This window comes from Brevundimonas nasdae, from assembly GCF_016654005.1.
GTDB classification, from domain to species: Bacteria; Pseudomonadota; Alphaproteobacteria; order Caulobacterales; family Caulobacteraceae; genus Brevundimonas; species Brevundimonas nasdae.
In genome coordinates, this window is sequence record NZ_JAEPWN010000002.1 from 1 (window position 1) to 13,387 (window position 13,387).

Sequence of the window (13,387 nt, forward strand, 5' to 3'; positions counted from 1 at the left end):
GTCGCCACGCGCTATGATCGATGCCCGACCGTCTTCCTCTCCGCCATAGCTCTCGCTGCAACCGTCCTCTTCTGGCTATGAGTCCTGAGCCTAGGGAATACCTTCTCGCCAGGAGCTGCGTCCAACGCCGCATTCACTCCAGCGAGCCGTGATTCCGCATGCTGCATCTGTGTTTGAAAATGAGGGGCGCGGCTCCCAGTTTGCCTCAGCCTATCGATATGCACCTCAAATCGGCGCTTCAACGTCTGCAAGTTGTCCTGTTCCGCTGCCGCATCGGTCCGAACCAAGTGCGAGCAGCTATTGAAGCACTCGAGATGCTTCAAACACGGACTGGCAGCGAAGCTATTAAGGCAAAATCCGTAAGGTGTAATATGCAGAGATCCAGCTTCAGCATTAAGGTATTCAAATGCCGCTTCATCGCCCATGATAGTTTGAAGCTCCAGAAACCGCTTAACGACAGGGCCTTGGATCTTTCTACTGCGTATCAGATCGAACGCCTTGCGCGCTTTCGGGCCTAACATTTCGTCCGCCAGACGTGACTGTCCCGGCTCCATCTCCTCAAGGCGTTCAGATACAGACCGATGGTCATAAGTGTAGCTCTGAGCCACCGAAGTGCGATTGAAGCGCTTTGTAATGATGGTGTCAGCCACGCCCAACTTGAACATTTCAGTGGTCTGAAAATGTCGCAACGAATGAGGGTTTACTGAGAACGATCTAGCCTGCTCGCTCTTGCCGTACTTTTTGAATATGAGGCCCGGATTCTTCCCGCCCAGCTGTAGCTCTAGGTCTGCTTTGTCTGCCCTTTTCACCGAAAAATACCGGTCGATATCGACGATCGCATCGTACTTTTCTTCCGCGATGATCTTTCCAGGGAGCAGAAAAAGGAAAGCGTCGCTACGCAGATCTTTCTCGCCGAACTGCACCACCCTCTCGTCTGGCAATTTCAGTTGAAGATGATCGCGTGCGTAAACTTCCATGTCGCCTGCGCGAATATAAACACCTCGTCCGTCATTCCTCTCCCTCAGAGCGAAACTAAATAGTTCTCCTCGGCTGCGTCGAAGAATCGGCCTTTGCAACGCAGCTTCCATGCGACGGAAATATTCCCGGACCTGCTTGTGTTCTCCGCTCTGGTGAACGTGGTGGTCTTGATGATCGCGCATTTCGTTCAAAATTGCGGGATCATAGTTGGAGCGATATTTTGAGCGCAGGTCTGCTGGGATAGGCTCCTGGGACGTCTGCATAATACCAGACATTCGGCGATAAGCTTCAGCCCACGGGAGAAGATCGTCGTTAGACAGTCCGACAAAAAGCCGTTGTTCGGCGTGTTGGCGCTGCAACATGAGCCTTTGTGGCGCCGTTGCGCGAAGGACGGCTGCTACAGATTCTCGCACAATAGGAGCGAGCAGGCTCGGCACGTGATGCAGAGCTTCGACAAATTCTTGTCCCGGTCCATCCTGATGCTGCTTCTCAGCAAAATGAAGCAAGCCGGTCCCTGGCTCCGGTGGGCCGTATATGCGCGGATGGGGCGGGGAGTCATTCCTGTTTACGAGTGTTTTTTCGGGCAGGAGAACTAACTCTCCAACTCTAAAACCGGTTACAATAAGTACCCTTGCTTGATGGAATCGAATTAAATCTGAAGTGGTGCGCGGAGTTTCGCTAAACACGATCCGAACGAGTTCCGACAAATCTTCCTGTTCAGGAAGTTTATCCTCAAAATGACGAATGCTTAGTTTTGATCTAAGGGAGTCAGGCCTCTTCGTGTCAAGCTGACGCCGCGCCACCTGGACGAGCTTGGCCTCCTGTTCTTGAACGAGCGCCCTATCCGGATAGGCAGAACAATATTGGGCCAGAGGTCGACGTTCGGCTAACTGAAAAGCATCAAACCAGCCCGATATCATCCCCTTTAACAAGCGAGCCCACTGCCCCGAAGTGCTCGCCATGAGCCCAACATTGTAGGCCAAACGCACCTGATCGGAGGTTATTTGCGAGGGCGATGCTGACCCTACGCAGCCAGCAAGAAGGCGGAAGGGGTTGCCCAGGTTAGAGATCCCGTTCCTGGGCTTGTTTCGCTTTACGAAAAGATCGTGCAGCAAAAGCGCCTTGTAGAGTTCGATCCAATCACGTCCCATGACGGCAGGCATAACTCCACCACACAGCGTTTGGAGCGCCGCCGCACCCGACCCGAGAGTTCCGAATGTCGAGAGGAATGCGCGCTCTCCAGCGCCATGCTTCGCCGCAGCGCGCAAGTCCCACCAGCTCTCGCGAGGGATGCGTCCGTCCTCCAGATCGTATGGAACCTCCCAGTCCAGCTGATGATCAATTGCAATCTGCTGCGCACGAAGAATGAAAGAGTCCAGTTCAGACGGCATGTGATGCACCAGCACTCGCCATCCCGACGACCTCTTCTATGGCTTCGAGCGTGACACGGAGCTGCATCATTGCCGGACTAACGCGATCTATAAGTTGTGGTTGGTCAAATGAACGCACGACATCCCGCATTTCAACCAACAGTGTTGCGTGCACTTCAGGATCAGCCACAGGGAGAAACTTGTGACAAGTATAGCAAGCTAGGACTGGGTTCCTCTGGCATGACGATTGCCCTGCTTGGCAGGCGCCGATCCCCGAAATCGGGACGCCGTGAGGCATCCCTGAAATCTGCTGATCAACTGGTCTTGAGAGAAGCTGTGCGGCCGTGATCATATCACCGCGGGCCGCAGCAGCGACGCCTTGATATGTGGGCGAATAGCCCAACGCCATGTTCACCAGTTTGGCCTGGTTCTGAGACGCGGCAAAATACACTTGGGCGGCTGTCGTATCTGTATGCCCAAGAAAATCGCTCAGAGACTCGTGTGAAATTCCAGCGTCGACAAGGCGTTGAGCACTGGTGTGTCGAAGGGTCTGGCTTGAGTAACTGGCCCCTGTGATTTCAAGCAATGCGTCGGCAATCAAAGTGCCGATCCGCTCTGGTGCTAGGCCAAAGAACTTGACTTCACCAGCCGGACGGCAGGCAATCCATCGCCGGAGGATCGGTACCCAACTCTGCTGCATTCGCCGCGTCACCAACCTGCCGACTTTCTGACGCCGCTGCTTCAACAACTCGACACGTATATGCAACGCGTCATCGCTGTGAAAAGTAAAGTCAGACATCTCTAGCGATGCAATTTGAGTGCGCCGAAGGCCGAACTGGAAAGACAGGGCCAAGATGGCCGCAACTCGAATTCGATCTGAACCCGAACTGTCTAGGTTACGAACCGTTTGATCGATAAATTCTACTATCTGGCTTTGCGAAGCAGTGGGAAGAAAGCTCGAGGCGTCTCGAACGCCTTTATATTTATCCAGATCGTGTCCAGGAAGCGCGCGAACAAAATCCAAATCAGCGGGATGCCAGCGTCCAATTTCCCAAGCGCACGCGAAACGTATCGCAGATCTTATCGCAACAGCGTCATGCCTAGATAGTTGATCTCGGAACTGATCGATCCATAGTTTTTGAAAATCGTTAGGGGTCAAAGTCGCAACCGCAAACACTATCGCGTGAAGCTTTCCCTCGTCGTGCATCGCTATATAGCGATGGCCGTAGTTCATTACGGTTGTAACCGAACCTTCAATTAATCTGTCAGCTAAATGCGCCCGGATAAACTGATCGATCCATGGGTGATCAAAGCTCAATCTGAGGTTTCTAATACCTCCATTAATGTGCAGCGACCACTCGCTCAGAGCAGGCTGTTTAAGCGTCACATCTTTGCGGCCGTAACGATCCCTGTACCTGACCAAGGGCGGCATGGCCGGCAAAGCAGGGAGGGGAGGGGGCTGTTGATCGAGCGGAAAAAGTGAATACTGCACCACTAGCTCCACACTCCGCTTCGCAACGCTGCCAGAGTGTCATCGAAACTTTCGTTCCACATCTTCGCGTAGCGCGGCTCGAAGAATGCGCGAGCATAGTGAAATGGCATTTCTGAACCTGGAGCCCACCCCATAAAGGGACGAATCCTGCGCCCTATTTCCTCAAACTCCATCCCGCCCTCCGAAAATCGTTGATACCTGACTACAGCTGCTGTGTGTCGAAGCGAGTGGGGCGAGAGTTGGTCATTAGCTCGCGCGGCCAAGGCATTGCGCGCCTGAGCAGAAAGACTCCGTTTTATCTTCAGGAATATCTCATTGAGAGACTGCTTGGATATCGGAGCCCCTTCCTGCGAAGAGAATAGGTACCCATGCGCCGGGTCACCGCGATAATGAACGATATAGTTGTCAATCGCTGCTGTAAGTGCTCTCGACAGCGGCAGGTCGCGGCTTGCCCAATGGTTCTTCAGTTGCGGTGAACTGGATCGTCGATCTTCGTGCTCTGGCGGGCGAATACTGACCCAAAATACCTGTTCTCCCGTGCGAAAATCGAACTCATTCTGAAGGCTATCGGGTGTAAGAAGAAGCAATTCACTGCGACGCAAGCCAAGCTGGAATAGCATTAGAGCCATGGCATAATTCCGCCACCGATTTGTCTCAGTGCGAAACGGATTTCTCTCGCTGTCGGGGTTCACGATGTCAAACACATCTTCTAGGACAATGGCAGGCAAGGACTTTACTTGGATCGACGCAGTAGCTGCTTTTGGCTGGGCGCGTAGCTGCGAATAGGAGCGCTGAAGACGCTGCAGGTCCTTCGATAGATCTCGAGGATCGGCCCCGTTAATCATACTTAGGACACCGAACACGAAGCGCCTTTGGAGCGCCCAACGCTTCTCCGGCGCCGTTTGAGACTGATGACCTAACAAGGCTGAGGACAGTACGCGTTGGATAGCGTTGAGATCCGCAGCAACAAGCGCTCGATCGAGGTCGACTGGCGGATTCAGGCGTTCAGCATCATGATAGAGTTGGGATATAGCAAAGGCATGTTTTTCGCGCGTCGCGATGGCCTGGTGTGCGTTGAGAAAATCAAGCCATATCGTTGCGGCATACCGAGGTAGCCCGAGCGCATCGGTGCATACTGGACCGCGCAAGGATGCTGGGATCAAACTCATACGCCAAAACACACAACCAACCGTAGCTGTCGTAGCTTCAGCAGGATTAGACGGGAATGATCAAGGGCATACGTGTCGAATGGAGCCCGCCCAAGCCCAAGCTGCTGCGCTGTTTTGAATGGCTGCGCAGCTTGGGCTTGAGCTCATGTTGCAACGGAAATGAACTTGGTCGGCCTTCGCATAATGAATATTAGGCGCAAATCTCGTCGCGACGCAGTTCCTGGCCAATTGTCACTTTTCTCATTCCTTGAGAATCTCACCGGCCACGACCATTCGCAGCGGGTTTGAGTTCAGATCAGTCGAGTTTGATCGAATTGCTGCGACTCCGTGATCATGAGCGCAGCTTGAGTGGCCAGCCCGGCTCGTAGCTCAGGCGGCGGCGGCGCTCGGCGGCGCTTCGCCCAGGTGCAGCAGAACTGCGGTGTAGATGATGTCGCTGATGATCACGTCGCGATCTTCGGCGATCCCACGGACGCGGTTCGCCAGAGGCCGCGGCACGGCGAGAGATGTCGAGGGCGACGACGTGGGTCCCGCGATCAGCCCGTTCTTCCAGCGATCGATCTGGTTATCCAGGAATTCCTGCACGACGTCGGAATAGAGGTCGGCGACCGTCCTGCCCTCGTCACGGGCAACGGCTTTCATCCGTTTGTGGGCCCATCGCGGAATACGCATGGACAGGTTGGCCCGGGGTATACCCCAGTCAACTTCATCGCGGATGTGTGTGGGTTCTGGCTCTGTCATCGGCAAACTCCCTGCTGCGGCGGGAGAATCGCTGATCGTGGACTCCACGTCTAGTCGCCGGCGTCAACACAGCGTGCTCCGATTTCTCGGTCAGGCTATATAGCTATCTGGCAACGTTCGACGGAGGGCTAGGTCGTGCTCGACGAGTTTTCATTGTTGGTCGTGCTGGTCTTCTTCGCGGTGCTCGCTCTCGGAGCGCTTCTCTCGCGAGCAGCTCGAGCATGGCGGGGTATTAACGTCCGCCGTGAGCACCATCGAGAATGACTTCGCACGCCTCAGTTGAGGCCGGCCAAGGCGGCCAGTTGCTCAGCCGCAGCCCATCGAGTTTGGAGCTCGTCGGACCAGCCGTGCACCCGCGCGCGTAGCTGATGAAACGCTTGGACTGGCAGGGCCACGGCCAGCAGCCCCAGCGGGTCCATGCCGACGTCGCCGATCACTCGCCGCCGGCCCTTGGGCACGACGAGCGCCACCACGCGGGAAAACCAATCGCCTAGCACTTCCCGCTCATGACAATAGCCGGGCGACGGCCAGCGCAGAGCGATGGCGGCGCGCGCGAACAGAAGCCGATCGGCCGGGTCCAGCACCATTAGGAGACCTTCTGGCAGAGTGAGCGCAAGCGGCGCGATGTGACGGCCCCGACGAGGCTCTTCAAAAAGGGTCAGCGCGGCGCCCCTTCCCAAGGCCAGGTTGATCTGGACGGAAAGCGCGTCGACGAGGTCCCTCACCTCGCGGACTGAAGTTGTGACGTGCGAGGCGGCTGATCGGACCGGGTCGACCATCTGGGCGGCGAATAGAAGGCTGTCTAAGGGCTCCTGCTCGACGTTCGACAACCCATGATCCTGACGGGGCAGGCTGACATCGAACGGAAGCATGACCGAGGCCTGCGCCTCTGTCGGTATCAGGAGCGGCGCGCCATGCTTGAGACACACCGTCGAAAGCGGGTGGGTCCACGCTGTCCTCACATGGAGCGGCCTCCCCGCCTCGGCGTCTCCGGCAAGACAGCAGGCGCATACCCGCCAATCCAACTCTGCGCGCGAAGGTCGCTCAGTAATCGTGAGAATAGGATGCACCGCCGCTCTGACCTGGTCGAGGTCGACGGCGGTGCGCCGGGCGATCTGAACGAGGACCTCTTCGCCAGGCGCGTGGTCGACCAACTGCAGGGGACAGCCGATCTCAACGGCGACATGATCCATATCCAGCAGATGCGTCCTCGCGATGCGGGCCAGCCAGGAGGACAGCGCCTCCCCCTCCTCCCGCTTGACGACGGGAAATGAGAGCGTCGCCCCATGCGGCCGATCAAACCCCATTTTCGAGCCGCTCGCCTTTGAGCGCCACGGCTTCCAGCAGCTCGACCGACAGACGCTCGCTGCCGTCGCGAATAGCCGACCGTGCACAGCGTTCCAGCATGGCCAGCATTCGCCCGCCCGTGGGGCCGCACAGCTGAAGTAGCAGGTTCATGAAGCGTCGATCGACCACGGTCGGCCGACGCAGCGGAAACAACGCGATGCGCTGGCGGACCACGTCGACGACCCAGCTGTGCTTCTTGTCCCAGGCCGGGAGGGCGATAACCTCAAACCTCTGGGCAAGGTGCTCGTCGGAATAAACGAGGGCCTTCGACTCCCGCGAACCGAAACCGGCGATGGAAAGGCCCAGTTCATTGGACAGGTACTTCAGGGTGTTCAGGACGACCTGCTGAGCGCTGGCCCGCTGCAGCAAGGCGTGCTGCAACTCGTCGATGATCAGCAGGCGGGTGCGGCGTAGGCGCAGCTGATTGACGACCATCGCCCGAAGCCGCGCCGTCGTCGTCTCGGGAGCGCTCGCGCCAATCGCAGAGAGGATCTCGAGATAGAGGCGCTTCTCGTCGACCGTGGGCGGTGCCTGAATGACGACGACGCCGTCCTTGTCAGCCTCGTCACGCGATACCCGGCCGGCGTAGAGCGCCTTGAACCGGTCGATGATCGCCGATTTCCCATAGTTCGGCGGCGCGTGGACAACGACGGATGGCGGCCTTTGCCTGAGCGGCAGATCGATCAATTCAAACAGCCTGGTTATGACCTCGTCTCCGGGCGGATAGGATATCCACCAGTCGCTGGAGATGAGCGCCAGCCGGGATGCGTCAGTCGCCAGCGCGCTGTCCTTCACCCGGTCGTCCAGATGGGCGAACGGATCGCTGGTGTCATCGATCACAGCGCGCCTCCCCAGCTATCGTCTTCATGCTGCGCCGGCGGGGCTTCCGTGGTCGCGCGAGCGTGGCGGAGGCGTTCGACTGCCAGCCGGGCGATTTTGGATCCATGGGCTTCGCCGTGTAACAACTCCTCTGACCGCTGGCGGGCCGCGCGCGCGAGGATGCCCTCGAGGGGCGCGCCGAGCACCAGCGCGAGCCGACGGGCGTAGTTGTAGAACCAGAGGGTTGGATGGCGCCCTGAGTAGTTCGGCAGCCGGTACGGCACGCGGATCCATCGCTTGGCTATCTGGAGGTAGACGCAGCCGAGGTTGCGGGGATCAAACTTCAGACGCACCTTGGTTCGTCCTTCAGCGTAGGCGAGCGTGGTGTCTTCTGACGCGTACTCTTCGCCGAAGGCCTTCAGGCCTGTGCGGGTCAGAGTGCGGGTGATTTCCGGGAAGAGATCGATCCGAAAGCCCTCGGGATCGTCCGGTCGCCGCGGATGCAGGCCAGCCACCTTACGGTCCCAAGCTTCGAGCGGCGTGCAGCCAAGCGCGCTGTGAACGGTGTTGTGGTACTCCCCAAGGATCTGGTGGGCGAACCAGAGCTCGAGCTGGTCGATGTCCAGGGCCGCTCCCTTGCTGGCGTCGTAGTCGCCACGCTCTTTAGGGCTTCGCTGGGTGGCGCCCGGCAGCATCTTGCACCGGCCCATCATCGTGCCGATCATTCGCTCGATGTGGCCGCCCCAGTGAGCCTTGCCGGGCGGGCGCAGGAAAGTGTCTACGCCCTGGTTGGCCAACGCCCGCTCGAAGGCGCGAGACTGGAATTCGCCGGCACGATCAGAATGGACAAGCTTGGGCAGTCCCTCGACCGGCCAGCGATAGTCGAGCCCCATCTGTTTCAACCAGGCGCCCTTGGGCTGCACGGCCAGATCCAGAGCGGTTCCGGCCCGCAGAATCGAGGGCGGTTCGAGCGAAACATAGAAGCCCGCCACCATGCGGGTGGCGACATCGATGATGACCGTCAGCCACGGGCGCCCGACTGGTTTCCGGCTCTCCTTGTCGACGAGAATGACGTCGGCCTTGGTGTGATCGATCTGCCAGCAGTCCCAAGGGTGCTCGATCTCATAGCTGCCCGGCCGAGCGGTCGCAGCTTCACGAGCCTTCCTTCCGTCGCGACGTCCGAGCACCGCTGCGCGTTTCATCCTTTGGAGGCGGCGTCGGACCGTAGTGTATCTCGGACCGGGCAGCCCCAGCCGCTCACACGCGTCTTCAATGACCTTCACCGTTTCCGTCAAAGGCGGCTTGTTGGGCGACAGGTAGTGCGTCCTCAGGGCTTCAGCCACAACGGCCTCCACATGCGGATGAAGGCGGCTCCGGCCCTTGGGGAAGCCGCCCTTGCGGCCCGTCAGGTCCCGGATGGTCGTCCTCCCCTCCCCTCGGGCTCGTTGTAGATCACGGTAAACGGTCGCCCGGCTGACGCCGGCGCGTTCGGCCGCCGTCTCCACGTCCCAGACAGTTCTCCGCTCCCGCGTCGCGAGGTCGGCGATCCCACGAGCCCGGGCGGCCAGTTGCGCGAACCGCTCCTCGGACATGCTTTCGAGATCGCCGCCCGTGATCGGCTCGACCGCGCTCATGCCGCAACCGCCTCAGTCGAGACCGGCTCGAACACCGTGGTCGAACCCAAGATCGACCGCGTGGTGAGGTCCGTGACGGTGACCAACCAAGCGGCCTGAGATCCCTTCACCGCGACGTCGAGTTCGGCCGCCTGGACATCCCAGTTGTCCAGGTCGACCTCGGCGGTCGCCGCCTCAAGCAGATCGCAGAGAAGCTGTTCCGTGGCGACGATCACGCACTCCGGCAATCCGGCGAGCGGATCGTCACGATGTGACGAGTCGGGTCCTTGAGAAGACGACGGGGCAGTCATGAGCAAGTCCTCCAGCTGGATGGGAGGGCAACTCACGACTCCGAAAATGTATGATCGCAACTCTGGCGGCTACAGGCTTCGCCAGCTATTGGCGCGCGCGAATTACATGTAACGCGTCGCAAAGACTTAACTGAATTAGCACGGATTTCGCGGCTTATCAAATTGGTGTGAGAGTCCTCGGCACCGCTCTACTTGCAGGTTTGCAGTTTGCCAGATCGGGCAGGACCGGCGTCTCACAAACGTTCGTTTCTGACACGCTGCCGGTCGACGGAGCGTGACCCGCGTCGCTGCTCGGCCCTTCTTGTGTCGAAACCCTGTCGCTGATTCTATGTGTCAGGATCGAAGACGCTGACGGGTTTTGCGACATGCTGATCGGATATGCGCGGGTATCGACCGCCGACCAGAACCTCGCCCTCCAAACCGACGCGCTGGAGAAGGCGGGATGCGAGCGCACATTCTGCGAGGTGGCGTCCGGCGTGCGGACGGAGCGGGCCGCGCTGACCGAAGCCTTGTCCCACGCCCGGGCGGGAGATGTGTTCGTCGTCTGGAAGCTGGACCGTCTGGGTCGGACAGTCGGTCAACTCGTCGAGTTCGTCGCCAGTCTGCGGGGTCGGGGTGTGGAGTTCAGGAGCCTGACCGACGGCATCGACACGACCACGCCGGCCGGCCGGTTCTTCTTCCACATGATGGCGGCGCTCGCCGAGATGGAACGGGACCTGATCCGTGAACGCACAATGGCCGGACTGTCCGCTGCCCGCGCGAGGGGCCGAAATGGCGGACGGCGCCAGTCGCTTACCAAGCGTCAGGTCGCGCAGGCCCGGCTCCTTCTGGAGCACCCGGACCAGACGATGGCAGGCGTGGCGTCCTCGCTCGGCGTCTCCCGGAGCACCCTCTACCGCTCGCTTGCGCGATATCCGGAGAGCGTCGGGTCTTAGGGCAGGTCCAGCGGCGGAGCGTTGTCCTCGAACGCGTCGAAGATGGAGCGCAGCAAGAGGTCCATTTCAGGAAATCGCTTACGCAGCGCCGAAGGGTGATGCGTGCCCTGGATGGCGGTCTCGAACGCCTTGGCGACCGCGTCCTTGTCCTGAACCACCCCCTGATAGCGCTCCACGCCGCCCTTCCATTCCTTCCATCGAATGGGTCTCAGAGCGCCGGCTGCGTCCGTGAGCGAGGAACGGCCCAGGTAGAGCTCCAGGGGCGCCCCGGAGCCGTTGACATCCATTCGGGTCAGACCTCCCGGGCCCAAGGTGGGATAGTCGGCGGCGAGTTCGGTGCGGGGCAGCGACCGCAGTCTTACGGTGCGGGGAAACTTCACAGCCTTCAGCGAGGCCATGGCCTCCAGGCCGGCGGCGTCATTGTCGAACAGCGCCAGAAGACGGTTCTGGACGCGGGCGCCGGACAGCGCCTTCACCATCCCTGCGAGCAGAGATGCGCCGCCCTCGATGCGGAATTCATCGAAGTCGATAAACTGATAGAGGTCCGCGTACTCCGGATAGAAGGCCCGCAGCGCCGCCGTGATGATGCGCGTATCGGATTTGCCTTCGGTCAGGACGATGATCTTGCCGTTCGGGTAAAGCGCCTCCTCCGCCTGTTCTTCACGTGCCAGCTCCTGGGGAGGCACGACGGTGTCTTCATCCTCGTAGAGGTGCGAACAATCCATCCAGACCGTCGAGCGGGCTTCTATCTCGGTGAGCATGGCGAGTTGAACAAACGGATCGCTCGGGCCATCCAGCAGGCTCAGTAGATCCCAAGGCTGATGGCGCCCGGCGATCAGTTGCTTTGAGCGGGCAGCCTCGGCCACCGCCTTCTTCCACGCCTCATAGGTAATACTTTCCATGACGGCGAGCGCGGCCGCGCTGTCCCCATCAGGGCTGGCCCAACGACGGTTCAATTCGACCGCATGGCGTCGCGCGATGTCCCAGGCTTGGGCGCAGAACTCCGTCGTGTAGCCCTGGATCAGGAGGCGTTTGCGAACGGTGCGGGCGGGCGCACGCAGATAATGGTAGCTGGCCAGCGGTTCGTCGCGATATCGATCCGCATGTTCGCGTAACTGCCGATGCGCAGTTGCCCGCGGCCGCGACACAAAATCGGCCTCCGTGAAGACCGTATCGACGAGCGCGCGCCAGCCGAGGATCTCGGCGGAGGGGAGCGCTATGCACCCTACATAGACTTCGACGTCATCGGACATCCGCCCAAGCTATCGGAGGGGTGCGCCTGCGCAATGGCGCGAAGGTCCGCTCAGATGCGCTCCGGACGACAGGGTTGGAAAAGTCATCGACTTCGTAGTGAAATGGGACGTGAACCACCCAAGGGACCGTGATGGCGCTGTCTCCTCATCAGAAAACGACCTCGTTGATCCTGTGGGCACGCTGGCTCGGATACGTCGCGCTGGGCTTCTTCGCTTTGGCCATGACCGCCATCCTCGGCTGGGAACGCCTGCTTCCCCATCAGATCGCCGTGGGCCTGGCGGGCTTTGTCATCGTGTTTGCGGTCAGTCTCTGGATCCTCAGGTTTTTGCCGCGGGAGGCCGACGATACGGGCACGCCCACTATCTCTCCCCTGCCCCCGACCCGGCCGCCAAGCGGAGTTGAGGACTGATGGGTCGATGGCTCGAAGCCGGGGCGTCCATGACCCATTGGCTCCCCTGGGCCCTGCTCTCGGCCGCCTTCGCAGCGCTGACCGCGATCTTTGCGAAGGCCGGGGTTCAGACGATCGATCCGAACTACGCGACCTTCATCAGAACACTGGTGATCCTGGTCTTCGCCGGCGCCATCGTCGCCTTGACCAGTGGATTTCAGACGGACCAGCCATTACCGGCCCGCGCCTGGGTTTTTCTGATCCTCTCCGGCCTCGCGACCGGCGCGTCCTGGCTTTGCTATTTCCGCGCGCTCAGTCTCGGGCAGGCGGCGCAGGTCGCTCCCGTCGAAAAGAACAGCGTCGTGCTGGTGGCGATCTTCGGGGTCGCGTTCCTCGGGGAACATCTCTCGCCGCGCGCCTGGCTGGGCGTGGCGCTGATCACCTCCGGCGTCATTCTGATCGCGCTCAAATCCGCCTGACACCCGCGCGGAACTCAGCGACGACGTGTGACACGAACCTCCATCCCGCCCGCCAGGTCATAGCCCGCGTTCTTAACGGCGCTGCCGATCCTGGCGGCGAGATCCGGCGCGTTCAGCGCAATGATGTCACCCTGATCGATGTCGACGAGGCTGATGGGCGGCAGCTCGGTGTGCTTCTGGAAATAGGTCCTGCCGCTGCCCGCAACCGCGTGAACGCGGATGGCGCCCGCGTTGCTCAGATCCTTCACCGCCCGATAGATCGCCGTGCGGGACAAACTCGCGCCCTCCACGTTCAGACGTCGCCAGATCGTCTCCACGTCGAGCAGATCCTCGGTCTCCGCAAAGACCCTGGCCACGGCCAAGCGCGGCCCCGTCGGCCGCACACCCCGCCGCCGACAAGCTTCCCAAATTTCCAAGAGCGCTCCTTCGATGGCGGGGACCATGGGAGGGCGAACATTCGCGTAACATGACGGGAAGATTACGGTTACGCC

The 13,387-nt window shown here is 60.0% G+C and carries 12 protein-coding genes and 1 pseudogene; 4 read left to right on the top strand and 9 right to left on the bottom strand.

Annotated features, from left to right (window positions below; genetic code table 11):
- A pseudogene (locus JKF87_RS03265) lies at window positions 1-81 on the top strand (IS5/IS1182 family transposase); the annotation flags it as partial.
- 2,277 nt (window positions 82-2,358) lie between these two features.
- Here the strand turns inward: JKF87_RS03265 and JKF87_RS03270 are convergent.
- From JKF87_RS03270 to JKF87_RS03300, 7 genes are all read right to left on the bottom strand, one after another.
- Window positions 2,359-3,840 carry a site-specific integrase gene (locus JKF87_RS03270; protein WP_145915904.1) on the bottom strand — a complete coding sequence of 494 codons (1,482 nt, stop codon included), beginning with the start codon at window positions 3,838-3,840 and terminating at the stop codon, window positions 2,359-2,361.
- Between the two features lie 2 nt (window positions 3,841-3,842).
- Window positions 3,843-5,003 (bottom strand): site-specific integrase, encoded by a 1,161-nt coding sequence (locus tag JKF87_RS03275; protein ID WP_167349643.1) that lies wholly within the window; start codon window positions 5,001-5,003, stop codon window positions 3,843-3,845.
- Between the two features lie 375 nt (window positions 5,004-5,378).
- Window positions 5,379-5,681: a hypothetical protein gene (locus tag JKF87_RS03280; RefSeq protein WP_201097265.1), complete on the bottom strand. Its 303-nt coding sequence runs from the start codon at window positions 5,679-5,681 to the stop codon at window positions 5,379-5,381.
- 344 nt (window positions 5,682-6,025) lie between these two features.
- On the bottom strand, window positions 6,026-7,057 hold the full coding sequence (locus JKF87_RS03285) for a TniQ family protein (RefSeq protein WP_201097273.1): 1,032 nt from the start codon (window positions 7,055-7,057) through the stop codon (window positions 6,026-6,028).
- Entirely contained in the window at window positions 7,047-7,937 is an 891-nt protein-coding gene (locus JKF87_RS03290; protein WP_201097276.1) for a TniB family NTP-binding protein, read from the bottom strand. The genes JKF87_RS03285 and JKF87_RS03290 overlap by 11 nt, the downstream gene beginning before the upstream one ends.
- Window positions 7,934-9,550 (bottom strand): DNA-binding domain-containing protein, encoded by a 1,617-nt coding sequence (locus JKF87_RS03295; protein ID WP_201097278.1) that lies wholly within the window; start codon window positions 9,548-9,550, stop codon window positions 7,934-7,936. Before JKF87_RS03295 ends, JKF87_RS03290 begins: the two co-directional genes overlap by 4 nt.
- Window positions 9,547-9,840, bottom strand: coding sequence for a hypothetical protein (locus tag JKF87_RS03300; RefSeq protein ID WP_201097280.1), 294 nt, complete (start codon window positions 9,838-9,840; stop codon window positions 9,547-9,549). Before JKF87_RS03300 ends, JKF87_RS03295 begins: the two co-directional genes overlap by 4 nt.
- 365 nt (window positions 9,841-10,205) lie before the next feature.
- On the opposite strand from JKF87_RS03300, the gene JKF87_RS03305 reads away from it, so the two are divergent.
- Window positions 10,206-10,775, top strand: a complete 570-nt coding sequence (locus JKF87_RS03305) for a recombinase family protein (RefSeq protein ID WP_201097282.1) — start codon at window positions 10,206-10,208, stop codon at window positions 10,773-10,775.
- Here JKF87_RS03305 and JKF87_RS03310 read toward each other — a convergent pair.
- Complete coding sequence (locus JKF87_RS03310; RefSeq protein WP_201097284.1) at window positions 10,772-12,028, bottom strand: hypothetical protein; 1,257 nt, start codon at window positions 12,026-12,028, stop codon at window positions 10,772-10,774. The genes JKF87_RS03305 and JKF87_RS03310 overlap by 4 nt on opposite strands.
- A 131-nt stretch (window positions 12,029-12,159) precedes the next feature.
- Between JKF87_RS03310 and JKF87_RS03315 the strand changes: the two genes are divergently transcribed.
- Complete coding sequence (locus JKF87_RS03315; RefSeq protein ID WP_201097286.1) at window positions 12,160-12,438, top strand: hypothetical protein; 279 nt, start codon at window positions 12,160-12,162, stop codon at window positions 12,436-12,438.
- Between the two features lie 29 nt (window positions 12,439-12,467).
- Window positions 12,468-12,896, top strand: coding sequence for an EamA family transporter (locus JKF87_RS03320; protein ID WP_236261095.1), 429 nt, complete (start codon window positions 12,468-12,470; stop codon window positions 12,894-12,896).
- Between the two features lie 14 nt (window positions 12,897-12,910).
- Here the strand turns inward: JKF87_RS03320 and JKF87_RS03325 are convergent, their stop codons facing one another.
- Window positions 12,911-13,339: a Fur family transcriptional regulator gene (locus JKF87_RS03325; RefSeq protein WP_275945222.1), complete on the bottom strand. Its 429-nt coding sequence runs from the start codon at window positions 13,337-13,339 to the stop codon at window positions 12,911-12,913.
- Between the last annotated feature and the right edge of the window lie 48 nt (window positions 13,340-13,387).

Coding starts and splice junctions, on each gene's coding strand:
- JKF87_RS03280 (WP_201097265.1), bottom strand. CDS start 5,681: ATGCGTATTCCGCGATGGGCCCACAAACGGATGAAAGCCGTTGCCCGT.
- JKF87_RS03285 (WP_201097273.1), bottom strand. CDS start 7,057: ATGGGGTTTGATCGGCCGCATGGGGCGACGCTCTCATTTCCCGTCGTC.
- JKF87_RS03295 (WP_201097278.1), bottom strand. CDS start 9,550: ATGAGCGCGGTCGAGCCGATCACGGGCGGCGATCTCGAAAGCATGTCC.
- JKF87_RS03300 (WP_201097280.1), bottom strand. CDS start 9,840: ATGACTGCCCCGTCGTCTTCTCAAGGACCCGACTCGTCACATCGTGAC.
- JKF87_RS03305 (WP_201097282.1), top strand. CDS start 10,206: ATGCTGATCGGATATGCGCGGGTATCGACCGCCGACCAGAACCTCGCC.
- JKF87_RS03310 (WP_201097284.1), bottom strand. CDS start 12,028: ATGTCCGATGACGTCGAAGTCTATGTAGGGTGCATAGCGCTCCCCTCC.
- JKF87_RS03315 (WP_201097286.1), top strand. CDS start 12,160: ATGGCGCTGTCTCCTCATCAGAAAACGACCTCGTTGATCCTGTGGGCA.
- JKF87_RS03320 (WP_236261095.1), top strand. CDS start 12,468: ATGACCCATTGGCTCCCCTGGGCCCTGCTCTCGGCCGCCTTCGCAGCG.
- JKF87_RS03325 (WP_275945222.1), bottom strand. CDS start 13,339: ATGGTCCCCGCCATCGAAGGAGCGCTCTTGGAAATTTGGGAAGCTTGT.